Genomic DNA, 25,409 nt, shown 5'->3' on the forward strand with positions numbered 1-25,409 from the left:
GGGGGCCCCCCCGGGGGGGGGGGGGGCCGGCCCCGCCGCACCTGCGCCGGGTCGGACCCGAGGGGCAGGGCGGCGAGGTCGTGCTCCGCTTCGGCGACCGGCTGGAGGTGACCCCGCCCGCCCGGCGCGGCGGCTGGCCGGTGACCGCCTACCCCGCCGAGATCCTCCGGCTCGACGGCGGCGTGGCAGCCGCGCCCCGCCACGTGTTCGACGCCATCGCGGTGGGCCAGGGTCAGATCTCGCTCGGTGCGTTCACCGTCCGGGTCCGGGTCATGCGCGACCTGGTCCAGCCGCCGCAGCCGTGAGGGCGGATTCTCATGTGGCTTTCATCTGACGTGCCCTAGCCTGCCCGTCAAGCGGCCCGTGCCGGCACCCCCGTTGCCGGCGCGAGCCGCGTCATCGGCGGGACGTCCTATCGCGCGGTGGTCCGGACGGTGCCGTTCCGGACGGCGGGTGCGGCCGCGGCCGCGCCGACGGCGGCGGTGTTCGTCCCGCCGGTGACGGCCAGGCCGCCGGTCGGCACCGACATGCCCAGGTGCAGGGTGCTGCCGGTGGGTGCGGTGGCGACCGGGAGGACCGGGTAGGCGTTGCCGCCGCTGAGCACCGACGTGGAGATGTAGTCGCCGTACATGCGGCCCTGCGACGTGTTCGGGATCCAGGAGAGGTTCATCGGCCCGGCCAGCATGGTGGCGCCGCTCCACGAGCTGCCGCCGTTGGTGGAGGAGATGAAGCCGGCGTCGAGCACGCAGGTGGCCGCGGTGCAGGAGGCGGTCGGGTAGTAGTAGTACGTCAGCCCGATCCGCGCCGACGAGCCGGCGGTGGCCGGGTCGACGCCGACGCCGGGGGTGAAGTGGTCGACCGTGCTGGTGGTGGCGTCGATCGGCACCCGGGTCGGCGCGGCCCAGGTCGTCTCGCTGGTCGACTTGGCGAGCACGACGTCGTTGCTCGGGCAGCCGCTGCGGAACCGGCAGTCCGACCAGCTGACGTAGACCGTGCCGGCGGCGTCGGCCTCGGCGCTGGGCAGGGCCTCCTCGCGCAGGCCGCCGTTCGCGTCGTGGTGGCTGATCGAGCTGACCAGGACGGTGGAGTTCCACGAGGCGCCGCCGTTGGTGCTGCGGAACGAGCGGATCGTGTCGGACAGCGACAGATACGGCACGAGGACGTGGCCGTTGGGCAGGACGACCGGCTGGCCGCCGAGGCCGGTGTGGCTGCCGCCGGGCGCGAGGGCCGAGCCCCAGGAGGCGCCGCCGTTGGTGGAGGTCTTCATCCGGATCGAGTCGCCGGCGCTGGTGATGTCGTACTCAGTGTAGCAGTTGCCGAAGAACGGACTGGTCGACGTGTTGTCGCAGACGATCCAGTTCTTGTCGTTCGCGCCGGTCGCGGTGGTCACCGGGTTCGACCAGGTCAGGCCGCCGTCGGTGGACCGGCTGGTGAGCACGTTCACGGTCGAGCCGCTGATGCCGAGGCTGGAGATGAGCCAGACGTTGTGCTTGGCGTCGAAGGCGACCGCGGCGTCGCTGGCCTGGCCGAAGGTGCCGCCGCCGTTGGTGGTGATGCCGGGCAGGAAGCCGTGGGTCCAGGTGGCGCCCCGGTCGCCGGAGCGGGCCCAGCCGATGTTCGAGGAGCCGCCGCCGGAGACCCGGCCGACCTGGAAGGCGGAGACGATGGTGTTGCCGAACGCGTACGTGTCCGGTTCGACCTCGCTCTGGTGTTGCGCCTGCGCATCGGTGTACGGGTCGGTGCTGACCGGGGTGAGGGCGACGTTGGCGACCGCGGGCGCGGTGGTCAGCAGCAGGACCGCCGCGACCGCCGGAATGGCTACCGCGGCGCGTGACAAAGAGGATGCTGGATGCATGGGTGACACCGCCTCTTCGGGCTCGCAAAGGCGGCCTGGGGTTTGCGGCCGCCGTTGCCGGTGTTACCAGAAGCCCCCGTAGTCGTAAATGGAACTCAATGGATATGTCCGGGAGTGCGATTGTGCTCACCGGGCGCCATAGGATCTCGGTGAGGCCTGTTTAGATATCCATGGAACCAATCGCACCCTTGCGTGATCGGCCACGCATGCTGGCGCCTATTGGGCGACCTTGGCCATCTCGCGAATGGCGATCGCGGCCCGGACGAAGGTGTTGTCGGCGAGGTCGGTGATCGTCTCGATGCCGAACGCCAGCCGCAGGCCCTCCGCCTGCTCCGGGCTGATACCGGACAGGGCGGTGGTGGGCGCGGCGGCGAGATCGGTGATGGAGCTGTTCTGGAAGTCCGGAGTGAGGACGGCATCGAGGTTCACGGTGACGGCCATGAGCTTGTCCCTCCTGCGGTGGTCGAGGCACGTCCATGCTGTCACGCGCGTCGATCCACCGCCTGTAAGGTTTCGGCGTACGCCCGGCGGCAGTCCGCCTCGAGCTGCGCCTCGGCGAGCGGTTCGAGCAGCTCGAGCGCCCGCCGGTGGTGCGCGACGGCCTCGTCCATCCGGCCGGCGTCGCGCAGCGCGATCCCGAGGCAGCTGTGGCACCACGCCTGCTGGTGCCGCAGGTCGTTCTCCTCGGCCACCCCCAGCGCTTCGTCCAGAAAGGACCGGTCCTCGGCGAGCCCCAGGGTGACCAGCCCGGGGATCCGGGCCGGCCCGTCGGCGAGGTCGAGCGACGCGCGGGCCAGGGCGGCCGCCTCCGGCCGGGCGCCGAGATGCAGCGTCGCCCATCCGTCGAAGGCCAGGGCCTGTGCCTGCCCGGCGCGGTTCCCGTCCCGCTCGAACAGCTCGCGGGCGCGCCGGAAATCGGCCTGCGCCGCGGCCAGCTCGCCGAGATCGCGCCGCACGAACCCGATCCGCAGCGCCAGCGCGGCGGCCAGCTCGTCATCGCCTTCGGCCCGCTGATACGCCGACAATGCCGCGGAAAGCCGGCCGGCCGCCGCCAGCGCGAAACCGAGGTCGGCGAGCAGCTCGGATCGCTCGTGCGGGCGGCCGAGCCGGTCGGCGGCGTCCGCGGCGGCGGCCAGCATGCGGGTCTGGTCGTCGGTGCCGCGATGCCGGAAGAACCAGACCCGCATCGCCTGCGGCAGCGACGCGATCACCTCGTCGGCGCCCAGCCGCACGGCCGTGTCGAAGGCGGCGACCAGGTTGACGTACTCGAGGTCGAACCACGCCATCGCCTGCGCCGGGTCGCCCGCCGCCGGTCGCGGACGCTGCGGGGCGGGCAGCATCCGGTCGTGCGCGACCGCCTGCGCCAGGTAGTGGTCGAGGACCCGGCGCAGCGCGTCGTCGGCGCGGGGCTCCTCCTCGGCGGCCAGCTCGGCCGCGTACCGCCGGATCAGGTCGTGCATCCGGTAGCGGCCGGGCGACGTCTCCTGCACCAGGTGCGCGTCGACCAGCTCCTCGAGCACCGGACCGGCCGGCAGCCCGGCGAGCGCCGTCGCCGTGCCGGTGTCGAAGTCGGCGCCCGGCAGCACACCGAGCAGCCGGAACACCCGGCGCCGGCCGGCGCCGAGCTGCTGCAGCGACATGCCGAACACCGCGTCGAACCGCCCGGCGTTGTCGCGCAGCCGCTCGGCCAGCACGGCGACCGTCCACCCGGGACGGTGTCGCAGCCGCGCCCCGGCCATCCGCAGCGCGAGGGGGAGCCCGCCGCACTCGCGCAGCACCTCGTGAAGCGCGGCATCCTCGGCGTGGCCGAGCCCGGCCGCCCGGCCGAAGAGGAGCGCCGCGTCGCCGTCGCCCAGCGGCGCGAGCGACACCGGCGGCGCCGCGTCGAGGCTCACCAGCCGGTTGCGGCTGGTCACCAGGACGGCCGACTTGCCGGCGCCGGGCAGCAGCGGGCGTACCTGCTCGGCGTCGGCCGCGTTGTCCAGCACGACCAGCGTGCGCCGCCGGGACAGCTCCGAGCGCCACAGCGCGGCCCGCTCGGCCACGTCGGCCGGAAGGTGGCCGACGTCGAGACCGGCCAGCAGCCGGGCGAGGGCCGCCGGTGGGTCGAGCGGCTCCTGGCCCGGCGTGAAACCCTGCAGATCGACATACCGACCACCATCGGGGTACGCCGAGGCCAGCCGATGCGCCACATGCAGCGCCAGGCTGGTCTTCCCCACGCCCGCCATGCCGTCCACAGTGGCCGCCCCGACCGTGCGCAGCAGCTCCTCGACCCGGGCACACTCCGGCTCGCGCCCGGTGAAGTCGAACAGGTCGGCGGGCAGGTCGTTGCGGCGCGGCGGTGCGGCCGGCCCGGCCTGTGCGGCCTCGGCCCACACCGCCCGCAGCGGCCGGGGATCGCGCCGGACCACCCGGCAGAGGGCGACGACCGCCTCCCACGGCGGCACCAGCCGCCCGGTCAGGTAGCGGGAGAGCGACGAGCTGCTGAGCCCGGCGTCGCGGGCGAGCGAACGCAGGCTGAGCCCGCTCAGCTGTTTGATCTGGGCGAGCTGGGCCACCAGTCGCTCCTGCGGGCCGGACACCTGCAACACCGTATCGTCCCGTACCGCGGCGACCGATCTGCTCGCGGAAAGCGCAGGTCAGCGCGGTGGTGGCTGTCCCACGGTGTCCCACGGCGGATGGTCCGCGGGCCGTCGCGATGGTCGGATCACTCTCGTGAGAACGCAGCGGATGCCGAACCCGGCGGCGATGGTACCGGGGGTGCTGGAGGGCCTGACCGCCCTCGAGGCGGCCGTCGCGGCGGCCGGGATCGACGGCCGGCTGCTGGCGCTGAGCCGGCTGCGGGCCAGCCAGATCAACGGCTGCGGCCCGGACGTGGCCGCGGCCGCCCGCCGGGCCCGCGAGCAGGGCGCCACCGGCGACCAGCTGGACACCGTCGCCGCCTGGCGGGAGACGCCCTGGTTCAGCGCGCCGGAGCGGGCCGCGCTCGCGCTCACCGAGGCGGTGACCCGGGTCGCCGACCGCGCCGACCCGGTGCCCGACCGGGTGTGGGACGTGGCCGCCACCCACCTCGACCAGAAGGAGCTGGCCGCGCTCCTGGTCGGCATCGCGCTCACCAACGCGGCCAACCGCATCAGCACGTCCACCCGTCAGCACTAGGAGGAAACGATGGCTACCACCCGATTCACCGAGGCCGAGCGCGGCGCGATGAAGGAGCGCAACCGGGAGCTCAAGGCCGGCAAGGGCGACACCGAGGCCGAGGTGCTGGAGAAGCTCGCCGCGATGCCGGCGGCCGACCGGGAGCTCGGCGAGCGGCTGCACCGGCTGATCCGGAAGATCGCGCCCGGCCTCACCCCGAAGACCTGGTACGGCATGCCCGCGTACTACCGCGACGGCAAGATGATCTGCTTCTTCCAGTCGGCCGCGAAGTTCAAGGCCCGGTACGCGACGCTCGGCTTCAGCGACAACGCCAACCTGGACGACGGCGCCATGTGGCCGGCCTACTACGCGCTGACCGAGCTGAACCCGGACACCGAGGCGCGGATCGCCGCCCTCCTGGAGCAGGCGCTGAGCTGACCGGCGGCGGAACGGGTCCCACCCGGATCACCACCCGTGGTTGGTACCGGCCGGGGCCCGTTCCGCCGATCCTCGGGACATGAACTCGAGCTACCTCGCCGACCTCGTCATCGGTCTCGCCGTCATCGCGTACCTCTGCGCCCGCCAGCTCTCCTGGCGGCCGGTCGACCAGGCCCGGATGTGGAAGCTGCCGCTGGTTCTCGGCGTCGTCGGCGTCGTCTCGCTGGCCCAGCAGCACGTCACCATCCGCCCGATCGACCTGATGATCCTGATCCTGTCCGGGACGGCGGCGCTGGCCTCCGGCGCGGCGACGGGCAGGATCGCCCGGTTTCGCCCGTCGGCTGCCGACCCAGGACTGATGGAGAGCCGCACCGGCCGGCTCGGCGTCGCGGTCTGGTTCGCCCTGATCGCGATCCGGGTGGTGCTCGACGTCGTCGGCCACCGGATGGGCTCCGACCTGGCCATCTCGACCGGCAGCACCCTGCTCGTGCTGGCGGTCAACCGGGCCGCCAACGCCCTGGTCCTCTCGGCGCGCCAGCCGCGTCCCGCGTTCGCCGTCGCGGGAAAATAGCTTCGTGTCCCTCTCTCCGGGCCGGCGTGCCTGGGCCGTGGCCCTCAACCTGGTCGGCATCGTCCTGGTGGGCATCAACCTGGCCCAGCGGTCGCTGCGCGACGCGCCGGCCGGACTGGCGGTGGCGGCCTGGGCGGCCTGGTTGCTCTGGGCGGTCGCGACGCTGGTTCCCGATTCCCGGGTACGCGTCCGGACCGTCCTGTGTCTCGCCATGATCGCCGGCGGCTCGCTGGCCGGCGCCACCACCGACGTGGTCGGCTTCGTGCCCGCCGTGGTCGGCATCCTCGTCATCGCCGGCACCCCGGCCGTCCCGCTGCGGGTGCTGGCAGCGGCGATCGTCGGCTCGGCCCTGCTGATCGGGGTGGGCGTGCTGATCGACCCGGCTCCGCGCGGCGTCGTGCTCAGCGTCCTGGCGCTGCTGCTGTTCTGCGCGTTCGGCGGGCTGAACCGGCGGCAGGCCCGGCTGGCCGAGGCCCAGTCCCGGGCGCTGCTCGAGGAGCGGGTCGCGGTCGAGCAGGAGCGCGCCGAGGTGGCCGGGCTCACCGAGCGCTCCCGGATCGCCCGGGACCTGCACGACGTGCTCGCCCACTCGCTCGGCGGCCTGGTGATCCAGCTGGAGGCGGTGGACGCGCTGCTCGAGTCGGGCCGGGCCGGCGAGGCCCGCGACCGGGTGCAGGCGGCCCGCAAGCTGGCCGTCTCCGGACTGGCCGAGGCGAAGCAGGCGGTCACCGCGCTGCGCGAGCCGGACGAGCCGATCTCCCGGGTGGTGGCCGGGCTGGCCGCCACCCACCGCTCGATCGGCGGGCAGGTGGCCGTGCGCGGCGACGCCGACCGGGGCACGCTGAGCGCCGCCGGCCGGGTCGCGGTGCGCCGGGCGGTGCAGGAGATCCTCACCAACGCCCGGCGGCACGCCCCCGGCGCGGCCACCACCCTGGATCTGGATTGGGACGACCGGATGCTGACCGTCACGGCCTCGACCCCCGGCGGCGCCACCAAGAGCCCGTCGTCCCCGGGCGGCGGCCACGGGCTCGCCGGGATGCGGGAACGGGTGCGCGAGGCGGGCGGCACCATGACGGTGCGGTCCGGGCCGCCGTTCGAGGTCGTGCTGCGGCTGCCCGGCGAGCAGGCCGCATGATCCGGGTGCTGGTGGCCGACGACCAGGCGACCGTACGGGACGGCCTGGTCACGCTTCTCGGCCTCACCGAGGGGGTCGAGGTGGTCGGCGCCGCCGCGGACGGCGAGGAGGCGGTGCGGCTCACCGCCGAGCTGCGGCCCGACGTGGTGCTGATGGACCTGCGCATGCCCCGGCTGGACGGCGCCGCCGCGACCGCCCGGATCGTGGCCGAGGCGCCCGGCACCGCGGTGCTGGTGCTGACCACGTACGCGGACGACGAGTCCCTGGCCGGCGCCCTGCGAGCCGGCGCCCGTGGCTACCTGACCAAGGACACCGGCCGGGCCGAGCTGGCCACCGCGGTCCGCGCGGTCGCCTCCGGCCAGGCCACCTTCGCCAAGGAGATCGCCGACCGCCTGGTACAGGGCTTCACCACCGGCGCGCCCCGGCCCGGCCTGCGCGAGCGCTTCCCGGCGCTGACCGCCCGCGAGGCCGACGTGCTGGAGGCGATCACGCTCGGCCACAACAACGCCCGGATCGCCGCCGACCTGTTCCTCAGCGTCGCCACCGTGAAGAGCTACATCAACTCGATCTTCGCCAAGATCGGCGCCCGCGACCGCGCCCACGCCGCCGCCATCGCCACGGGCCGCACCGACTGAGGAGCCATCTGCTAACAGCAGATCGGCTTGGTGCGCCGCGATCCGGGACCCGATGGTGGGAGCAGGAAGGGAGACATCATGCAACCTGCCATCGCCGGGTCCGTGGACGACCAGGTCACCGCCCGCCTGCTCCATCAGCGCATCATCGTCCTCGGCCAGGAGGTCGACGACCCGATCGCCAACCGGCTCTGCGGCCAGCTCCTGCTGCTGTCCGCCGAGGATCCGCGCGCCCCGATCAGCCTCTACATCAACTCGCCGGGCGGGTCGGTCAGCGCGGGCCTGGCCATCTACGACACCATGCGCCTGATCCCGAACGAGGTGAGCACACTCGCCCTCGGGCTGGCCGGCAGCATGGGCCAGTTCCTGCTCACCGCGGGCACCCCCGGCAAGCGGTTCTGCCTGCCGCACTCCCAGGTCCTCATGCACCAGGGATCGGCCGGCTTCGGCGGGACGGCGGCCGACGTGGAGATCTACGCCGACCAGCTGGAGCGGATCGGCGCCCTGCTGCTGCGGCTGACCGCGGAACACACCGGGCAGCCGTACGCGACGGTCGAGCTGGACAGTCGCCGCGACCGGTGGTTCACCGCCGAACAGGCCCGCGACTACGGCCTGATCGACCACATCCTGGACCGCGTCGACGACGTGCGGCCGGGCCTGACCCGCGAGCCGATGGGACTGACCGCATGAGCCAGTACACGATCCCGACCGTGGTGGAGAAGACGCCGACCGGGGAGCGCGCCTTCGACATCTACTCCCGGCTGCTCTCCGACCGGATCATCTTCCTCGGCACCGAGATCGACGACGGGGTCGCCAACGTGGTGATCGCCCAGCTGATCCACCTGGAGTCGTCCGGCGAGCAGGAGATCGGGCTCTACATCAACTCGCCGGGCGGGTCGTTCAGCGCGCTCACCGCGATCTACGACACCATGCATTTCGTACGCTGCGACATCGCCACCATCTGCGTGGGCCAGGCGGCGTCCGCGGCGGCGGCCCTGCTCGCGGCGGGCACGCCCGGGAAGCGCTCGGTGCTGCGGCACGCGAAGGTCACCCTGCACCAGCCGTCCAGCCAGGCCCGGGGCACGCTGCCGGACCTCGCCGTGGAGGCCAAGGAGGTGGCGAAGGTGCGCGCCGAGATGGACCAGATCCTGGCCGACCACACCGGCCACCCGGTGTCGAAGATCCGCGCCGACACGGACCGGAGCATGACCCTGACGGCGGCCGAGGCGGTCGCCTACGGCCTGGCCGACCAGGTGATCACGAGGCGGCAGGCCCGCGCCTACCGCCTCGACAACGCGGCCTGACGCCTGTCGCAGCGGGTCGGCCCTCGTGGCGCGACGGCCCTCGTGGCGCGACGGCCCTCGTGGCGCGACGGCCCTCGTGGCGCGACGGCCCTCGTGGCGCGACGGTTCCTTGGCGTCGCTTGATCAGGCGGCCAGGAGCATGACGTCGCCGCCGCCGGACCGGGGTGCCGGGCGGCTGATGGGGGACCGGGCCAGGCGGGCGCGCTGCAGGCGGGCGTCGGCCAGGCGGAGGACCGGGGCGGTGCGGTCGTAGGTCAGATCGCGCCGCACCTCCGCCAGCAGGTCGGGCAGCTCGATCCGCAGCGAGTCGCAGACCGCGGCCAGCACCTCGGAGCTCGGCTCCTTGCGGCCGCGCTCGACCTCGGACAGGTAGGGCACCGAGACGCACGCCTGTTTGGCCACCTCGGCGAGAGTCCGCCGCTGCTCGAGCCGGTGGCGCCGCAGCACCTCGCCGACGACGGTGCGCAGCAGGGGCCGGGTGCGTGCCTTCTCCGTCATGAAGTCACCGTACCGACCCGGCACCGATCCGGCGTCCGTCGCGGTTCAGCCCGCCGCGAACGCCGCCCCCGGGCGCTCAGCGGCCGGCGATCCGGCCGAGCAGCGCCAGGTTCTTGCTGATCACACCGGTGACCCCGAGCTCGAACGACCGGTCCAACTCCGGTTCGGTCTCCACCGACCAGGCCATCACCAGGTCGGTGGAGCGGTGCAGCTCGGCCACGATCTCCGGGGTCAGCAACCGCAGCCGGATCGAGACGCCGTGCGCCCGCTCGCGGCGCAGCCGGGCCCGCAGCCGGCTCAGCTGACGCGGGTTGGCCGCCGACAGGATGCGGCGCACGTTCGCGTCCCCGGCGAACGCGTCGAGCATCCGCCACTGCTTGGTGCAGACCGCCACCGGTACGCCCGGCCGCCGCTCGCGAAGCGTCCCGGCCACCCGGTCGGCGACCGCGAGCGACGGCCCCTTGAGGTCGAGCATCAGCCGCGGGTCGTCGCCGGCGACCGCCAGCACCTCCTCGAGCTCGGGCACCACCACGTCGCGCCGCCGGGTCACGCCGGTGGTCCGGTCCCAGTAGAGGCGCGGCCCGATCGCCCGGCTGTGCCGCATCTCGAGCGCACCCCGGTACAGGTGGACATCCGCCTCTACGAGATCGACGCCGGCGTCCAGCGCCGCCCGCAGGCCGGCGATGGTGTTGCCACCCCGATGGGCCACCGCGAGCATGAGCCGACTCTAGATCACCGAGACAGCAGCCCGAGCGCCTCCGTGGTCTGCCACGGACCTCAGGCCGTCACCGCCCCGGCCGTCTCGCGGAGCCGGCCGAGCAGGGCGTCGCCGACCCGGGCGGTCTCCCGGCGGTACGGGGTGTCGGACAGCACGAAGTGGGTGATGCCCAGCTCGGCGTACCGGCGCAGCGCGGCCGCGACGTCCTCGGCCGAGCCGACCAGCCAGGTCGTTCCCGCCCCGCCCCCGCCGTACCGGCCGGGCGCGGTGTAGAGGCAGCTGTCCAGCACGTCGCCGCGAACGGCCAGGTCGAGCAGGCGCTGCTGGCCCACGGCCGGGCCGCGCAGCTGCTCGCGGGGAAGAGGGGCCTGGGCGGCCATGTCGGCGACCCGCGCCTCGGCGTCGCGCCACGCCTCCTCGGTGGTGTCCCGGACCAGCGTGGTGATCCGCAGTCCGAACTCCAGCGGCGGCAGGTCGCGGTCGAGCGCGGCGCTGAGGCCGCGCAGCCGTTCGATCCGGGCGGCGATCCCGTCGAGCGGCTCGCCCCAGAACAGCTGCACGTCCGCCTCGGTGGCCGCGACCTTCTCGGCGGCGGCCGACGCGCCCCCGAAGTACAGGCGGGGACCGGTCCCGCGCGGCCGGGGCACCACGGTCGAGTCGGTGACGCTGAAGTACTCGCCCTCGTAGGTGACGTTCGACGAGGTCCAGAGGCGACGCGCGATCCGCATGAACTCCTTGGTGCGGGCGTATCGCTGCGCCTGATCACCCTCGACATCCCCGTACGCGGAAAGGTTGTCCTGCCCGCTGACGATGTTGATCAGCAGCCGGCCGCCGCTGAGGTGGTCGAGGGTCGCGGCGGCGCTCGCGAAGTGCGCCGGCCGCCAGTAGCCGGGCCGGATCGCGACCAGCGGCCGGAACGTCGTGGTGCGGGCCGCGATCGCGGTGGCGACCGTGAAGGTGTCCGGCCGCCCCCAGCCGGTGCCGATCAGCGCGCCCTCCCAGCCGTGCTCCTCGGCGGTGCGGGCCAGGCCGGCCAGGTGGTCGAGGGTCCCGTATCCGTCGACCGCGTCGTCGCCGCGGTGTCCCGGCTCGATCGTGTTGGGCAGATACCACAGGAACGTCATGCGCCGGCCCCTTCCAGCTCCCGGGTGAACTGGTTGGCCGGCCGGGGGAGGCCGTAGTGCTCCCGTAGGGTGGCGCCTTCGTACTCCGTACGGAAAAGGCCTCGTTCTTGAAGGATCGGAACCACCTTCTCCGCGAACGCCTCGATCCCGGACGGCAGCACGGCCGGCATGATGTTGAAGCCGTCCGCGGCGCCGTTCTCGAAGTAGTGCTGGATCGTGTCGGCGACCTGGACCGGCGTGCCGGTGAAGGTGCGATGGCCGCGGCCGCCGCCGAGCTTGCCGATCAGTTCCCGTACGGTCAGGTTGTCCCGCCGGGCCCAGTCCACGATCAGCGTGCGCCGGCTCTTGGCGCCCTCGATCTCGTCCTCGCCGGGCAGGTCATCCGGCAGCGGCTCGTCCAGCCGGAGGATCGCGGGATCGACCCGGAGGGTGTGTGCGAGCGTCGCGACGGCATACGAAGGGGCGATCAGGCGGTCCAGTTCGGCGTCGAGCTCGCGGGCCTCGGCCTCGGTGTCCCCGATGACCGGCACGATCCCGGGCAGGATGACGACGTGGTCGGGGTCGCGGCCGGCCGCCGCCGCGCGGCGCTTGAGGTCGGCGTAGAACGCCTGGCTCTCGGCGAGCGTCGGCTGGGCGGTGAAGACCGCCTCGGCCCACTTGGCGGCGAACTGTTTGCCGTCCTCGGAGGAGCCGGCCTGCACGAGCAGCGGATGGCCCTGCGGCGAGCGGGGCAGGTTCAGCGGACCGTCCACCCGGAAGTGGGCGCCGCGATGGTCGATCGCGCGCACCCGGTCCCGCCGGGCGTGGACGCCGGCGGCCTTGTCCGCGACGACGGCGTCGTCCGCCCAGCTGTCCCAGAGCTTGGTGGAGACCTCGAGGAACTCGTCGGCCCGCTCGTACCGGGCCCGGTGCAGCGGCTGGTCGTCGAGGCCGAAGTTGCGGGCCGCCGCCTCGCCGGCGGTGGTGACGATGTTCCAGCCGGCCCGGCCGCCGGAGAGGTGGTCGAGCGAGGCGAACCGGCGTGCCAGGTTGTAGGGCTCGTTGTACGAGGTGGACGCGGTCGCGATCAGCCCGATCCGGCTGGTGCCGGCGGCCAGCGCGGCCAGCAGCAGGGTCGGTTCCAGCTTGCCGGACGGCCGGCGGCCGGGGTCGCTCCACAGCACCGGGCTGTCGGCCAGGAAGACCGAGTCGAACTTCGCCTCCTCGGCGACCCGGGCCAGCTCCTGGTGCGCCGCCAGCGAGAGGTTCGAGTACGGGTCCGCCGCCGGCAGCCGCCAGGACGCCTCGTGGTGCCCGGTGTCGTGCAGGAACAGGTTGAAGTGCAGCTTCCTCACTGGTGGACCCCCAACGCGTCGAGAAGAAAGGCACGCAGCTCGGCGGGCGTGCGGTCCACCCGTACGTCCGCGTGGATGACGCCGCCGTCGAGCAGGATCACCCGGTCGGCGAGCGCGATCGCCTCGTCGACGTCGTGGGTGACCAGCAGCACCGCCGGTTGGTGCACCGCGCACAGGTTGCGCAGCAGGTCGTGCATCCTGATCCGGGTGAGCGCGTCGAGCGCCCCGAACGGCTCGTCGGCCAGCAGCAACTGCGGCTCGCGAACCAGGGATCGGGCCAGCGCGGCGCGCTGCTGCTCGCCGCCGGAGAGCTGGTACGGCCAGGCCCGTTCCCGGCCGGCCAGGCCCACCTCGGCCAGCGCCTGCTTGCCGCGGTCGGCGGCGTCGGCGCCCCGAAGGCCGAAGACGACGTTGTCGAGCACCCGTTTCCACGGCAGCAGCCGGGAGTCCTGGAAGACCATCGAGACCGATTCCGGCACGGTGATCTGGCCGTACCCGTCGACGTCGCGGTCCAGCCCGGCGAGCGCGCGCAGCAGCGTGCTCTTGCCGGTGCCGGAGCGGCCGATCAGCGCCACGAACTCACCGGCCGCGATGTCCAGGTCGAGCCCGTTGAGCACACCGCCGTTGCGGCTGAAGGTCCGGTGCAGGTTGCGCACCCGGACGGCGGTCAGCTCTCGAGTGTCCGTCGCCATGCCAGCGCCCTCCTCTCCACGAGCCGTACGGCGGTGTCGGCGAGGAAGCCGAAGACGCCGTAGATCACCAGGCCGACGACGATCACGTCGGTCTGCCCGTACTCCCCGGCCAGGCTCATCATGTGACCGATGCCGGAGGTCGCGTTGTACTGCTCGACCACGACCAGGCCGAGCAGCGACGAGGTCACCGCGAACCGCATGCCGAGCAGGAAGCCGGGCAGCGCGCCCGGCAGCACCACGTGCCGGATGAACTCGCCGCGGCCGATCCCGATCGTCTCGGCGAGCTCGGCGTACTTGCCGTCGATGCTGCGCAGGCCGTTGTGCGTGTTGATGTAGACCGGGATGAGCGTGATCAGCGCGATGGTCACGATCTTCATCTCCTGGCCGATGCCGAACCAGGCGATGAACAGCGGGATGAGCGCCAGCGTGGGGATCGACCGCTTGATCTGGATCGGACCGTCCACCAGCGACTCGCCGATCCGGGACAGCCCCGAGACGAGCGCGAGCACGACGCCGCCGAGCACGCCGAAGGCGAGGCCCAGCGCGGCCCGGTGCAGCGAGGCGAGGATGTCGCCGAGCAGGTCGTGCTCCACCCACTGGGTCTTGAACGCCTCGACCACGTCCCACGGTGCGGTGAGGATCGCCGGGCTGAGGTAGCCGGTGGCCGAGCCGACCGCCCAGGCGACGAGCAGCAGGATCGGCCCGATCCAGAAGGCGTGCCGGATCCGGCGCCCGGGGCCCAGCCGGCGGCGCACCACCCGGATGTCGGCCCGGGAGGGATCGGCGATCGCGTCGACCGGCGTGCCGACGGTGGCGGTCATGAAGCGTCCCCCGTGACGACTCGGCCGCCGGCGGCGTCCGCCTCGACCTTCTCGAACCGGCGGTCGACGAGCGTGTTCACGTCCAGCTTGTCGTGCTTCTGCTCGGTGGCCAGCAGGTCGGCGGTCGCCTGGAGGCGCTGGACGGCGCCGTCCCAGGTCGCCGGGATGCCCTTGTCCCCGCTGACGTCGACGTAGGCCTTCGCATCGGCGGCGCTGAGCCCCTGGACGGCCTCCCAGTAGACCTTGGCGTACTCGTCGGGGTGGTCGTTCTGCCACAGCAGCGCCTTGGTGCGCACGGCGACGTACGCCTTGAGCGCCGCCGCCTTCCCGGCGTCCTGCACCGACTTGGTGAGGCAGTAGAGCGTGGACGCGTCGTCCCGGATGCCGGGCTTGATCGAGGTGGCTCCCGGGTACTTCGCCTTGTACTTCGCAACCTGCGAGAGACCGAGCGGAGCCACGTCCACCGCCTTGCTGCCCAGCGCGGTCGGGTACGAGTCCCCGTTGCTGGTCAGATCGACCAGGGTGACGTCCTGCTGGGTCAGGCCGGCCTTCTGCAGCACGCGCAGGACCAGCGCGCCCTGCGCCTGGCCGGCGCTGTAGGCGATCTTCTTACCGCGCAGGTCGGCGAGGGAGGCGACCTGCGCGCCGGGGGCCACACCGAGCTCGTACGTGGGGTGCTCCAGCGGGTCCACGGTGACCGACTGAAAGACGATCTTGGTCTTGGTGCCGGTCCAGGCCGCGAAGAGGGACGGGATGTCCGCCACCGAGCTGCAGTCGAGCTTGTCGCCGCGGAAGGCCTGGATGCTCTGCGGGCCACCGCTGATGTTGGCCCACTCGACCGTCACGCCGGCGTCGGTGAGCTCCTTGTCGAGGCCGGCCGCGGTGAGGCTGGCCTGGATCGCGGGGTCGCCGATCCGGATGTGGGTGCCGCTCGGTACCTTCTCCGGCAGCGCCGCCGTCAGCTCGAGGGTCGTCCCGGAGCTGTGGCTCCCGCAGGCGGCGGTCAGGGACAGTGCGGCAACGGCCGCGAAGGCCATGGTGCGGGGGATCTTCATGGGTTCCTCTCAGAGGACGTGGTAGCTGCCGTCGTGGTAGAGCAGGGGGCCGGCGTGCTCGGCCAGTTCGGCCTGCTCGATGCGGCCGATCACCAGGTGCGCGCCGCCGGCCGGGTGGCGGTGCTCGATCGTGATCCGCAGCCAGGCCGCCGCGCCGTCGAGCACGGGCTCTCCGGTGGGCAGCCGGTGCCAGCGGGTCGGCGCCGCGAACCGGTCGATGCCGCTGGTGGCGAAGGTGCGGGCCAGCTCCGCGTGCGCCGCGCCGAGCAGATGCACCACGGCGGTGCGGGCGTCGCGCAGGTGCGGCCAGGCGGACCCGGTCGCCGCGATGCTGAACGAGAGCAGCGGCGGCTCGGCCGACAGGGAGGCGAGCGAGGTGACGGTGACGCCGGCGGCGCCGCGTCCCGCGTCGGTGGTCACGACCGCGACGCCCGCGGCGTGCCGCCGGAAGACCTGGCGGAACAGGTCAGCATTGACAGATGTGGATGAACTCGGCCAGGGGGCGACGGTCGTCATCGCTACTCCGTTCGGACGTCGTTCAATTCATAGTAGAGCGATAGGATTAGTAGGCAACTATGCTCCGCGATGAATTAACTGCCGATCCTGTGACGGCCGTCACGGCCCGCCCGCTCGGGCGGGCCGGCCATCAGCGACTCCAGTCGCCGGGCTGCCCGAGCGGCGCGGCGTACACCCGGTCCAGCGCGACCGCCCCGCCGGCCACCGCCAGCACGGTGTCCGGAAAGCTGGTGCGGCGCACCGCGACGGCCATGTCGGCACCCGCCGACGACCAGGCGGCCGCCTCGGCGCGCAGCGCGGCGAGGCAGCCGGGCATCCGGTTGGCGCCGGCCTCGACCACCACGAGAACCTCGGGGTCGAACAGGTCGAGCAGCAGGCCCGCGGCCCGGCCCACCAGGCGGGCACGCTCCTCGAAGAGCGCGACGGCCGCCAGCCGGCCGGCCAGCGCCGCGTCGATGAGCGCGCGGAAATCGGGCCGGTCGATCAGCCCGGCGGCCAGCGCCCGGCGAACTATCGTCTGCTCGGAGACCGCCGCCTGCAGGCAGCCGGTGCGGCCGCAGGCGCACACCTCGGCGCAGCCCTCGACCGGCAGGTGCGCGACCGCGCCGGCGGCCGAGCGGGGTCCCTGATGGACGCTGCCGCCGGCGGCGAAGGCCACGTCGACGACGTTGCCCACGAACAGGTGCACGGCGCTGCCGCGCGCCCGGCCGGCGTCGTCGCCGAAGAGCATCTCGGCCCGCAGCATCGCGCGCGAGTTGCTGTCCACCCGCACCGGCAGCCCGGTGAGCTCGGCCAGCACGGCCCCGGCCGGGACGTCGCGCCAGCCGAGCAGGGGGTGGTCGACGACGGTGCCGGTGGTCGCGTCCACCCAGCCGCCGGTGGCCAGCCCGAGCCCCAGAATCGTGCGCCCGGCGTCCCGCCCGACCGCGGCGACCCGCGCGGCCAGCGCCGCCAGGACCTCGGCCGGATCCCGCCGGCCGTGCGGGTCCTGCCGCTGGTCGAGGACTCGTCCGCGCAGGTCCATCAGGGACACCGTGGTACGCGGGACGGCGATGTGCGTGCCGATCACCGCGACCCGGCCGGGCTCGATGTCGACCGGCACGTGTGGCCGGCCGTTGCCGGGCGGTCCGGCCGCCTCCGGCACCTCACGCACCAGACCACGGTTCAGCAAGGACGCCACGATGCCGGTGACCGAGGCCGCGGACACTCGGGAAGCCCGGGCCACCGTGCTGCGCGCGATCGGGCCGTGGTCGAGGATCGCCCGCAGCACCTCGGCGGCCGAGTCCCGCGGCCGGCGGGCCACGACCGCCGGCAGGTCGCCGCGCCGAGTGGTGCGCTCGAGCGGCAGGTCGCCGCGCCGCGTGGTGCGCTCGAGCGGCAGGTCGCCGCGCCGAGTGGTGCGCTCGAGTCGGACCGGCATCCGACGACGCTAACCCGAGACTCCGCGCAAGACCCCGTCCCGTTACGAGTCGTTTGACGGTCGGTAACGGTGCAGCCGGCGGTCATTGGTTCACTGATGGCCTTCCGAGACCAGCAGGATGCGGTCCGTCCGGGCGACGAAGATCCGGCCGTCCGTGCTGACGGCCAACGCCTCGCCACCGTAGCCCGCATCGAACGAGTCCAGGACCTGCCGTTCGCAGTGCGCCGGGTCGCAGCGCCACAGCACCTGCTGCCAGCGCTCGGGCTGCTCGGGCTGCTCGGACTCGGCCGATGTGCCGATCGTGATGTGCAGTCCCTGCTTGCGGGGCCGCAACGGCTCGGCCGCGGTGGCGTAGACCCGGCCCCCGCCGACCGCCACCGTGCCCGACCAGGCCGGAACCCCGTTGCTGAACAGCGGCACGCCCTGGTCGCCGATACGCAGCGCATCCGGTTGGAACGTGACTACCGGCTCGGCAGGGGTGGCCGGGGCCACCCAGGCGGCGCGGGACGGACCGGCGAACACCCAGGTGCTCCGGAGATGAGCGCAGGTGACCGGATCGCAGGTCACCAGCGCGGCCCGAACCCCGGTCCGGATGGTCGCGAGCGGCCGGCCGTCCGCACCGATCGTGAGCCGGGCGGGTTGCCGGTTGTCGGTGCCGTCGCCCACGGTGCGTTGCACGGTGCCGCCGTCGAACCGCTGCGGCTGCGGACACCCCACCTGCGCGCATCGGACGAAGCCGATCCGGTAGGTGGCCCTTCCCGGTGTGTCGTCGGCGGAAGGCGTCGCCAGGACGAACCAGATGGCCTGGTCGGGAGCAATGGCGACGGCCAGCTCGGGCCACTCGAAGCGCTCCTTGGCCGAGGCGCGAGCGGGCAGCCACGCCTGGCTGCATCCGGCGCGGGTGCACCGGCCGTAGTTGATGAACGGGCCGCCGCTGTCGCGTCCGCCGGACAGTGTCGCGGAGACCACGGCGGTCCCGTCCGCGCTGATCGAGGCGTTGCCGTGGCCGTCCATCACGGTCGGCGCGCCGTTGTGGGCGACGTAGCGGTCACACACATCGTTGTCGCAGAACCGGGCGCCGCCGATGGTCGCCAGCACCGGATGCCGGCCGGGCGGCCAGGCTATCGCCGCCACGCCACCCGGGGCGTCGGAGTGCGAGCGTACGGTCGAAGCACCGAACGGGTTCGCCGCGGCGATGCCGGCCGGTGCCAGCATCGCGATCGTGATCGCCGCCGCCGTGATCGCCACGCCGGGCAGGCGCACCGGCCGGCCGGACAGCTCGAGCAGCCGGGCATCGATCGCCGCCGAGTGCGTCGGGTCACTCCGCTGCACGAGGATGTGCGCCAGGATGCCGGCCTGCACGGCGGTCAACGCGATCAGCAGCAGCGCATCGATCACCTGTCCCACCACGGGCACGGCTACCGCGGCGCGGATCGCATCGCCCGGATGTGCCAGCAGCAACGGAACGGCGACGCCACCCAGCAGGAACGCCCCGGCGGTGCCGGCCACCTGCCCGCGGGTGAACGCCCAGCCGGCGCCGCCGGCCAGGTGCGAGATCGAGCCGACCAGGATCCGCGCCGCTACCAGGCCCGCGACCACGAGCGCGCCCAGCACCAGGAGGAGACCAACCAGGCCGCCGCCGACCGCGCCGGCGAGACCGGTGGCTACCCACAGTGACAGGAAGGTCGCGCCGGTCGCGACGCACAGGCCGACGACGAGCGCGGGGAGGTGCCGGACGGCGGCGAGGATCGCCTTGATCGGGCGTACCGCGTGCCCGCGCTCGGCGCCCGTCAAGGCGAGCGTCGCAGCGGGAAGGGCGAGCAGCCAGAACGCCACGATCAGGCCGAGCTCCGCCCGGGCCCGCGTCGCACCGGCCAGGCCGTCGATCACGGAAACGCCGTTGACGATCGTCGTATGGTTGCGGCCCAGCAGCAGGTCCAGCACGGCCAGCCCGATCAGCGTGGGCGCCAGCATGGGCAGCACACAGCCCAGCAGCTGCCGAGGATGCGCCAAGGACACCCGGTAGCCGGCTGCGGCATTCCCCACCAGCGCTCGCAGGGCGCTCGACGATGACGACACGGCGTGCAGAGTAGTCGGCATGATCTTGGCGCGCTGCCCCCAATGGCCTACTACTCACGTTGGCGAGGGGCCGCTAGGGTTCGGTCGTGACCTTGACGCCGGCTCGTACGGGAGCTCCGGCCGACCGCCGGAGCGGTGGGTGGCTTCTGGCTGCGGCGCAGTATGGATACGCCGTGTGGTACGGCCTGAGCGTGTTCCTGGCGCTGACGCACGCCGCCGGATTCGCCGGTCATTGGTACATACCGTCGGCCGGCGACTCGTTCACCGCGAATGCCGACATCATGGCCGGCTGGAGCTGGGCGGTGCCGGTGACGATGACCGTGACGACAGCGGTGTTCGTGGCGCCGTTGATGCTGCTGACGTCCGGGACTGTCCTGCTGCGCGGCTACGCTCGCGGCCGCCGCGCACTGACCGCCGCTTTGGTCGGCGGCACGCTTGTCACGCTGCTGACCCTGGTGGCGGCTCTGACGCCGGCGGTCTCATCGGTCAGTGGATGGCTTCTCGACTGACGCGCACGCGGCGCCGCGCCGGTTTCGGTCTCGGAACCACAACGGATGACCTCCATCGATGGGTCCCGGGTCTGGCCGCCGAGCTGTCCGCGACATAATCCGGCTATGCGGGGGAGAACGAAGTGGATCGGGCTCGGCGCGACCGTCCTGGTGCTCGGCGTCGCGGCGGCGGGCGCGTGGCGGTACCAGCAGCACGTCCAGCGTCAGCCGGACTGGCAGATCCACCACACGGCGGCGTTCGACGCGGCAAAGAAGGTCGACGACGTGCTCGCCCAGTTCGACCGCGATCACCTCTACCAAGCCGGCGACTACTTGCACTCGGCCGGCCAGCACCCCGACGTCCAGGTCCTCTCGGTCACCGGCCAGGCCCACTGGCAGACCGGCGTGACCCTGATTCTTGAGGTGACCGGTCACGGCGTGGCGCGCGGCTTCGACCACGTCGTGCTCCAGCAGGCCGACGTGCCGATCTGCTTCCGTCTTCAGATGGGCCCGAAGGAGGACAGCCGCGACGACGACATCGACTGCCCGGCGGGAGCACCGCTGCCGGTTACCCAAGACCCGTCCCTGCAGGGCGTCGACGAGCGCCTCGAGAGCGCCCTGAAGCCCGTCGGCCCGAACGAGTCCGCCGTCCGCGCCGCGGTGGCCGGACTGAAGCTCGACCCGGCCATCCGCCAGGATTTCGCCGTTCAGGACGGCATCGCCGGGGTGGCGCTGCGCGCCAGTCAGTACGACTGCGTCGTCGCTCGTGTCGCTGCCCCGGGGGATGTGACACTCTGGCGACCGTCGCACACCCAACTGGCCCCGGGCGAGTTGGACTGCTCGGCCGGGCTGGCACTGAGCGGCGAGTTCAACACCCACCGCACTGAAGACGAGGAACGTCGATGCGTGATCGCTACCCGCACCCCAGCCGGCAGCCCCTGCTGCCGTTGACGATGGTGGTGGCCGTGGTGATAGGCGTGCTGTTCCTCCGCGGCGGCGGGCAGTACGCGAAGGTGGGGGCCGGCTTCGCGTTCGCCTGGTTCCTGGTCTCCTTCACCCTCTACGGCCTTGCCTGGCTGCTGCGCGACCTCGCCGAATGGCGGGAGTCTCGCAGCAGCACGATCGACGCAGGCTGAGAACGCGCCGCCTGAAAAGGCGCCGATCAAAGGGGCTCACACGGGCGCCGGTGCCCGGTCCGCACGACGGATCGCGAAGGCCAGGACGATCGCCGTGACAGCGCGGATCAGTGCCATCAGGCCGACCCAGAACAGCACCAGGAAAGCGCGTGCATGGAGGTTGAAGATGCGGTCCGAACCGGACACCCAGAGGGCCAGCAGGATCAGCAGCACGCCGGACACGAGACCCAGCCACCAGTAGGGATTGTCCCCGCGTGAGGTGATGCCCCGGACGATCTCGAAAGCGCCTTCCAGCAGCAACACCAGCCCCAGCACCGAGACCAGGGCAAAGAACGTGTTGACCGGGCGGAACAGCGCCCACAGACCGCCGAGCAGAAGGATCACGGCGATCACCCAGTGCATCACCTTCCAGCCGCCGCTCACCATGGTGGCCACGAACGCCTCGTTGAGGCCGGCCACGATGAACAGCACCCCCAGCAGCAGACCGACCGTGGCCAGCGAGGTCACGTTCGCACGCAGCACCAGCCAGGCGACCACGAGCCAGCCGAACCCGGCCAGCAACTCGACCCACCAGTACTTGCTGCGCTCGGGCACGAGCATGCGTCCCTCAAACATTGACACTCCTCATGGTTCGCAGGGTGCCGTCAGTGTTGGGGACCCGCCGCGTCGGTGAATCATCCTCGCCGAATGAACCCGAGGTCAGGACTGCGTCGCGGTGAGCGGTGCGGCTATCTCCTCGAGGCTCCTGCGCTCCGCTCGCACGCCGAGCACCGCCTCCACCAGCCCACCGGCGATCATCACGAGGGCGCCGATGACGAACGCGGTGACCGTGTCGCCGACCTCGCCGGTGCCGACCAGGTGAGCGAAGAGCAGCGGGCCGGTGATGCCGCCGGCCGCGGTGCCGACCGCGTAGAAGAACGCGATGGCCAGGGCCCGCGTCTCCATCGGGAAGATCTCGCTGACCGTCAGGTAGGCCGAGGACGCGCCGGCCGAGGCGAAGAACAGCACCACGCACCAGCAGATCGTCATCGTGGTCGCGGTCAGCACGCCCTGGCCGAACAGCCAGGCGGTCGCCAGGAGCAGAACCCCGGAGAGGACGTACGTGCCGGTGATCATGACCTTCCGGCCGACCGTGTCGAACAGCGGCGCCAGCAGCAGCGGCCCCAGCAGGTTCCCGACCGCGATGACCGCGAAGTAGTAGCCGGTGTTGCCCGAGGGCACCTGGAAGAACGTCTGCAGGATCTGCGCGTACCCGAAAGTGATCGCGTTGTAGAGGAACGCCTGCCCCACGAAGAGCGCCAGCCCCAGGCCGGCCCGCCTCGGATACCGGCTGACCAGCGTCTTCGCGATCATGCCGAAGCCGATGGTGCGCCGCTGGTGGATCTCGATGGTGGTGTCGACCGGGTCGAGGGTGACGTGGTCCTCCCGCTCGACCTCCTCCTCGACGCCGCGCACCAGCGCCTCCGCCTCGTCGCCGCGGCCGTGGATGAACAGCCACCGCGGGCTCTCCGGCACGTGCCGCCGGACCAGCAGGATCACCAGGCCGAGCAGCACGCCCATCCCGAACGCGACCCGCCAGCCCCAGCTCACCGGGAGCTGGGTGAGGATCGGCACGGTGAGCAGCGCGCCCACCGCCGCGCCCGCCCAGTAGCTCCCGTTGATCATCAGGTCGATCCGGCCGCGGTGCTTGGCCGGGATCAGCTCGTCGATCGCCGAGTTGATCGCCGCGTACTCGCCGCCGATGCCGGCCCCGGTGATGAAGCGGAACAGGAAGAACCACCAGACCGCGAAGGAGAGCCCGGTCATCGCGGTGCCGAACAGGTAGACGCCGAGTGTGATCATGAAGAGCTTCTTGCGGCCGAACCGGTCGGTGAGCCAGCCGAAGAACAGCGCGCCGCAACAGGCGCCGGCCACGTACATCGCCGCGCCCACGCCGGTGACCTGGCTCTGGGTGATGTCCAGGCCGCTGCCCGGCTCCGACAACCGGCCGGAGAGGTTGCCGACGATCGTCACCTCGAGCCCGTCCAGGACCCAGACGGTGCCCAGCCCGATGACGATCATCCAGTGCCAGCGGGCCCAGGGCAGCCGGTCGAGCCGGGCGGGGACGTCCGTGCGGATCGTGGCGAGCGACATGATCCCCGGATTACCCCGCGGGACGCCGCCCATGCCTGCCCGTACGGCCGTTGCCCGGCCCGTTGATCTCCTCCACTATGGCCTGATGCACGACGCCATCGTGGTGGGGGCGCGCTGCGCCGGCTCACCGCTCGCCATGCTGCTTGCCCGCCGTGGCTACCGGACGCTCCTGGTCGACCGGGCCACCTTCCCCAGCGACACCGTCTCCACCCACGTCATCCACCCGCCGGGCGTCTCGGCCCTGGGCCGGTGGGGCCTGCTCGACCAGGTCGTGGCCACCGGGTGCCCGCCGGTCGGGCGGTACTCGTTCGACTTCGGTCCGATCACCCTGGCGGGTGCGCCGGGCACGACCGATTCCCCGTACGCGTATGCCCCGCGCCGCCAGCTGCTCGACAAGATCCTCGTCGACGCGGCCGCGGCGGCCGGCGCGGAGGTCCGCGAGGGCTTCGGCGTGGAGGAGGTGCTGGTCGAGGACGGCGTGGTGACCGGGGTCCGGGGCGGCAACGGTCAGCTCGAGCGGGCCCGCGTGGTGATCGGTGCGGACGGGCGCAACTCGATGGTGGCCAGGGCCGTGCAGGCGGCAGCCTACGAGGACGTGCCGGCGCTGACCGTCGCCTACTACTCGTACTGGAGCAACCTGCCGACCGACACGTTCGAGGCCTACAGCCGGCCCGGCCGCGGCTGGGCGGTGTGCCCGACCAACGACGACCTCACCCTGGTCATCGGGGGCTGGCCGCACGCCGAGCTGGCCGCGCACCGGGACGACGTCGAGGGCGAGCTGATGCGGACCTTCGAGCTGGCCCCGGCGTTCGCCGAGCGCATCCGGGACGCCGAGCGCGTGGCGAAGTTCGCCGGCTCGTCGGTGCCCAACTACTTCCGGGTCCCGTACGGGCCGGGCTGGGCGCTGGTCGGCGACTCCGGGTACAGCCGGGACTTCATCACCGCCCAGGGCATCACCGACGCGTTCCTGGACGCCGAGCTGCTGGCCGACGCGCTCGACGCGGCGCTGGGCGGCTCGACACCGTACGACGACGCGCTGGCCGGCTACCAGGCCGGCCGGGACGCTCGGGCGATGCCGGTCTACCGGATGACGCTGGGCATCGCGTCGCTGCAGCCGCCGGACGAGCAGATGATCCAGCTGGTCTCGGCGATCGCCGGGAAGCAGCCGGCGATGGACGCCTTCGCCCGGCTCAACTCGGGCGTCACCGCCCCGGCCGAGTTCTTCGCACCGGAGCACGTTGCGGGGCTGGCCGGCGGCGTACCCTGACCGACGTGGATCAAGAGGAGCGCATCGCCCTGTTCCTGGACTACGAGAACCTGGCGATCGGCGCCCGGGAGCACCTCGGAGGCCTGTCCTTCGACCTGCGCCCGGTCGCCGACGCGCTCGCTGAGCGGGGCCGGGTGGTGGTGCGCCGGGCGTACGCGGACTGGTCGTATTTCGACGAGGACCGGCGCATGCTGACCCGGTCGCACGTCGAGCTGATCGACATACCGCAGCGGATGGGCGCCTCGCGCAAGAACGCGGCCGACATCAAGATGGCGGTCGACGCGCTGGAGCTGGCCTTCGAGCGCGACTACATCTCGACGTTCGTGCTGTGCACCGGCGACAGCGACTTCACGCCGCTGGTCGACAAGCTGCGCGAGCTGAACAAGCGGGTGATCGGCGTCGGGGTGGAGAAGTCCACCTCGCTGCTGCTGCCGGCCGCCTGTGACGAGTTCCTCTTCTACGACCGCCTCGAGGGCGTCGAGGTGCCGGCCCCGCCGGCCCGCTCGAAGCCGGACCGCCCGGCCTCGCCGCCGCCCGCCGCCCCGCCGGCGCCGCGCGACGTCGACGCGCTCGCCTCGCTGGTCGCGCAGACCGTCGCCGGCCTGCAGAGCAGCTCGAACGGCGCGGTGACCGCGTCCACGCTGAAGCGCACGCTGCTGCGCAAGGACCCGACCTTCAACGAGGCCGACTACGGTTTCCGCGCCTTCGGCGAGCTGCTGCGCCACCTGGCCGGCCACAACGTGGTCGAGTTGGCGAGCGGCGCGGCCAAGGGCGACCCCGAGGTCACCCTGCCCGAGCACGGCGACCGCGAGGCGGCCTTCGCGCTGCTGCGCGCGGTGGTCCGCGACGAGGCCGGCAGCGACGGCACGGTGGCCCTGTCCGGCCTGAAGAACAAGGTGCGCAAGGCGGCACCGGACTTCAGCGAGAAGAAGCTGGGCTACCGCAGCTTCCTGCAGTTCACCAAGGCGGCGGCGACCAGCGGCTCGGTGGGCCTGCGCTGGAGCCAGGACGCCGACGACTATCTGCTCACCTCGGCCCCCGAGGCTTCCTAGGCC

28 protein-coding genes are annotated in these 25,409 nt (G+C 72.6%); 13 read left to right on the top strand and 15 right to left on the bottom strand.

The features are described 5' to 3' along the window. Window positions 1–80 precede the first annotated feature (80 nt). The gene (locus ODJ79_RS43605; RefSeq protein ID WP_263029620.1) at window positions 81–305 is read left to right on the top strand and encodes a hypothetical protein; all 225 of its coding nucleotides are present in this window, start codon (window positions 81–83) and stop codon (window positions 303–305) included. 107 nt (window positions 306–412) lie between these two features. Here the strand turns inward: ODJ79_RS43605 and ODJ79_RS43610 are convergent, their stop codons facing one another. From ODJ79_RS43610 to ODJ79_RS43620, 3 genes are all read right to left on the bottom strand, one after another. Then, window positions 413–1,855 (bottom strand): sialidase family protein, encoded by a 1,443-nt coding sequence (locus ODJ79_RS43610; RefSeq protein ID WP_263029621.1) that lies wholly within the window; start codon window positions 1,853–1,855, stop codon window positions 413–415. Window positions 1,856–2,071: 216 nt separating this feature from the next. Beyond that, a complete protein-coding gene (locus tag ODJ79_RS43615; protein ID WP_263029622.1) occupies window positions 2,072–2,296 on the bottom strand; it encodes a hypothetical protein in 225 nt (74 codons plus the stop codon). Window positions 2,297–2,337: 41 nt separating this feature from the next. Continuing rightward, window positions 2,338–4,437, bottom strand: coding sequence for an ATP-binding protein (locus ODJ79_RS43620; RefSeq protein ID WP_263029623.1), 2,100 nt, complete (start codon window positions 4,435–4,437; stop codon window positions 2,338–2,340). A gap of 133 nt (window positions 4,438–4,570) precedes the next feature. Between ODJ79_RS43620 and ODJ79_RS43625 the strand changes: the two genes are divergently transcribed. From ODJ79_RS43625 to ODJ79_RS43655, 7 genes are all read left to right on the top strand, one after another. Next, window positions 4,571–5,014 carry a carboxymuconolactone decarboxylase family protein gene (locus ODJ79_RS43625; RefSeq protein ID WP_263029624.1) on the top strand — a complete coding sequence of 148 codons (444 nt, stop codon included), beginning with the start codon at window positions 4,571–4,573 and terminating at the stop codon, window positions 5,012–5,014. A 9-nt stretch (window positions 5,015–5,023) separates the two neighbouring features. Beyond that, a complete protein-coding gene (locus ODJ79_RS43630; protein WP_263029625.1) occupies window positions 5,024–5,431 on the top strand; it encodes an iron chaperone in 408 nt (135 codons plus the stop codon). A gap of 79 nt (window positions 5,432–5,510) precedes the next feature. Further along, window positions 5,511–6,002, top strand: coding sequence for a hypothetical protein (locus ODJ79_RS43635; protein WP_263029626.1), 492 nt, complete (start codon window positions 5,511–5,513; stop codon window positions 6,000–6,002). A 4-nt stretch (window positions 6,003–6,006) separates the two neighbouring features. Then, on the top strand, window positions 6,007–7,137 hold the full coding sequence (locus ODJ79_RS43640) for a sensor histidine kinase (protein ID WP_263029627.1): 1,131 nt from the start codon (window positions 6,007–6,009) through the stop codon (window positions 7,135–7,137). Continuing rightward, complete coding sequence (locus ODJ79_RS43645) at window positions 7,134–7,772, top strand: response regulator transcription factor (protein ID WP_263029628.1); 639 nt, start codon at window positions 7,134–7,136, stop codon at window positions 7,770–7,772. Before ODJ79_RS43640 ends, ODJ79_RS43645 begins: the two co-directional genes overlap by 4 nt. A gap of 78 nt (window positions 7,773–7,850) precedes the next feature. Continuing rightward, window positions 7,851–8,459, top strand: coding sequence for a ClpP family protease (locus tag ODJ79_RS43650; RefSeq protein ID WP_263029629.1), 609 nt, complete (start codon window positions 7,851–7,853; stop codon window positions 8,457–8,459). After that, the gene (locus ODJ79_RS43655) at window positions 8,456–9,073 is read left to right on the top strand and encodes a ClpP family protease (protein WP_263029630.1); all 618 of its coding nucleotides are present in this window, start codon (window positions 8,456–8,458) and stop codon (window positions 9,071–9,073) included. The genes ODJ79_RS43650 and ODJ79_RS43655 overlap by 4 nt, the downstream gene beginning before the upstream one ends. 123 nt (window positions 9,074–9,196) lie before the next feature. Here the strand turns inward: ODJ79_RS43655 and ODJ79_RS47370 are convergent, their stop codons facing one another. From ODJ79_RS47370 to ODJ79_RS43705, 10 genes are all read right to left on the bottom strand, one after another. Further along, a complete protein-coding gene (locus tag ODJ79_RS47370; RefSeq protein ID WP_411267436.1) occupies window positions 9,197–9,571 on the bottom strand; it encodes a helix-turn-helix domain-containing protein in 375 nt (124 codons plus the stop codon). Window positions 9,572–9,647: 76 nt separating this feature from the next. After that, a complete protein-coding gene (locus ODJ79_RS43665) occupies window positions 9,648–10,289 on the bottom strand; it encodes a glycerophosphodiester phosphodiesterase (RefSeq protein WP_263029631.1) in 642 nt (213 codons plus the stop codon). Between the two features lie 59 nt (window positions 10,290–10,348). After that, complete coding sequence (locus tag ODJ79_RS43670; protein WP_263029632.1) at window positions 10,349–11,413, bottom strand: LLM class flavin-dependent oxidoreductase; 1,065 nt, start codon at window positions 11,411–11,413, stop codon at window positions 10,349–10,351. Beyond that, on the bottom strand, window positions 11,410–12,747 hold the full coding sequence (locus ODJ79_RS43675; RefSeq protein ID WP_263029633.1) for an LLM class flavin-dependent oxidoreductase: 1,338 nt from the start codon (window positions 12,745–12,747) through the stop codon (window positions 11,410–11,412). Before ODJ79_RS43675 ends, ODJ79_RS43670 begins: the two co-directional genes overlap by 4 nt. Then, the gene (locus tag ODJ79_RS43680) at window positions 12,744–13,439 is read right to left on the bottom strand and encodes an ABC transporter ATP-binding protein (protein ID WP_263029634.1); all 696 of its coding nucleotides are present in this window, start codon (window positions 13,437–13,439) and stop codon (window positions 12,744–12,746) included. The genes ODJ79_RS43675 and ODJ79_RS43680 overlap by 4 nt, the downstream gene beginning before the upstream one ends. Next, complete coding sequence (locus ODJ79_RS43685; RefSeq protein ID WP_263029635.1) at window positions 13,415–14,260, bottom strand: ABC transporter permease; 846 nt, start codon at window positions 14,258–14,260, stop codon at window positions 13,415–13,417. Before ODJ79_RS43685 ends, ODJ79_RS43680 begins: the two co-directional genes overlap by 25 nt. Then, window positions 14,257–15,315, bottom strand: coding sequence for an ABC transporter substrate-binding protein (locus ODJ79_RS43690; RefSeq protein ID WP_263029636.1), 1,059 nt, complete (start codon window positions 15,313–15,315; stop codon window positions 14,257–14,259). Before ODJ79_RS43690 ends, ODJ79_RS43685 begins: the two co-directional genes overlap by 4 nt. A gap of 9 nt (window positions 15,316–15,324) precedes the next feature. Continuing rightward, window positions 15,325–15,831: a flavin reductase family protein gene (locus tag ODJ79_RS43695; protein ID WP_263029637.1), complete on the bottom strand. Its 507-nt coding sequence runs from the start codon at window positions 15,829–15,831 to the stop codon at window positions 15,325–15,327. 130 nt (window positions 15,832–15,961) lie between these two features. Further along, entirely contained in the window at window positions 15,962–17,251 is a 1,290-nt protein-coding gene (locus tag ODJ79_RS43700) for an ROK family transcriptional regulator (protein ID WP_263029638.1), read from the bottom strand. Between the two features lie 90 nt (window positions 17,252–17,341). Further along, window positions 17,342–19,330, bottom strand: a complete 1,989-nt coding sequence (locus ODJ79_RS43705; protein WP_263029639.1) for a hypothetical protein — start codon at window positions 19,328–19,330, stop codon at window positions 17,342–17,344. A 173-nt stretch (window positions 19,331–19,503) separates the two neighbouring features. On the opposite strand from ODJ79_RS43705, the gene ODJ79_RS43710 reads away from it, so the two are divergent. From ODJ79_RS43710 to ODJ79_RS43720, 3 genes are all read left to right on the top strand, one after another. Further along, a complete protein-coding gene (locus ODJ79_RS43710; protein WP_263029640.1) occupies window positions 19,504–19,839 on the top strand; it encodes a hypothetical protein in 336 nt (111 codons plus the stop codon). A 105-nt stretch (window positions 19,840–19,944) separates the two neighbouring features. Next, the gene (locus ODJ79_RS43715; protein ID WP_263029641.1) at window positions 19,945–20,769 is read left to right on the top strand and encodes a hypothetical protein; all 825 of its coding nucleotides are present in this window, start codon (window positions 19,945–19,947) and stop codon (window positions 20,767–20,769) included. Beyond that, entirely contained in the window at window positions 20,721–20,954 is a 234-nt protein-coding gene (locus ODJ79_RS43720; protein ID WP_263029642.1) for a hypothetical protein, read from the top strand. The genes ODJ79_RS43715 and ODJ79_RS43720 overlap by 49 nt, the downstream gene beginning before the upstream one ends. 36 nt (window positions 20,955–20,990) lie before the next feature. Here the strand turns inward: ODJ79_RS43720 and ODJ79_RS43725 are convergent, their stop codons facing one another. Beyond that, on the bottom strand, window positions 20,991–21,569 hold the full coding sequence (locus ODJ79_RS43725; protein ID WP_263029643.1) for an HdeD family acid-resistance protein: 579 nt from the start codon (window positions 21,567–21,569) through the stop codon (window positions 20,991–20,993). 84 nt (window positions 21,570–21,653) lie between these two features. Continuing rightward, window positions 21,654–23,087: an MFS transporter gene (locus tag ODJ79_RS43730; RefSeq protein WP_263029644.1), complete on the bottom strand. Its 1,434-nt coding sequence runs from the start codon at window positions 23,085–23,087 to the stop codon at window positions 21,654–21,656. An 85-nt stretch (window positions 23,088–23,172) separates the two neighbouring features. On the opposite strand from ODJ79_RS43730, the gene ODJ79_RS43735 reads away from it, so the two are divergent. Both ODJ79_RS43735 and ODJ79_RS43740 read left to right on the top strand, forming a co-directional pair. Then, entirely contained in the window at window positions 23,173–24,354 is a 1,182-nt protein-coding gene (locus tag ODJ79_RS43735; RefSeq protein WP_263029645.1) for an NAD(P)/FAD-dependent oxidoreductase, read from the top strand. A gap of 5 nt (window positions 24,355–24,359) precedes the next feature. Further along, window positions 24,360–25,406 carry a PIN domain-containing protein gene (locus ODJ79_RS43740; RefSeq protein WP_263029646.1) on the top strand — a complete coding sequence of 349 codons (1,047 nt, stop codon included), beginning with the start codon at window positions 24,360–24,362 and terminating at the stop codon, window positions 25,404–25,406. Window positions 25,407–25,409 lie beyond the last annotated feature (3 nt).

Source organism: Actinoplanes sp. KI2, assembly GCF_025630775.1.
Lineage (GTDB): Bacteria > Actinomycetota > Actinomycetes > Mycobacteriales > Micromonosporaceae > Actinoplanes.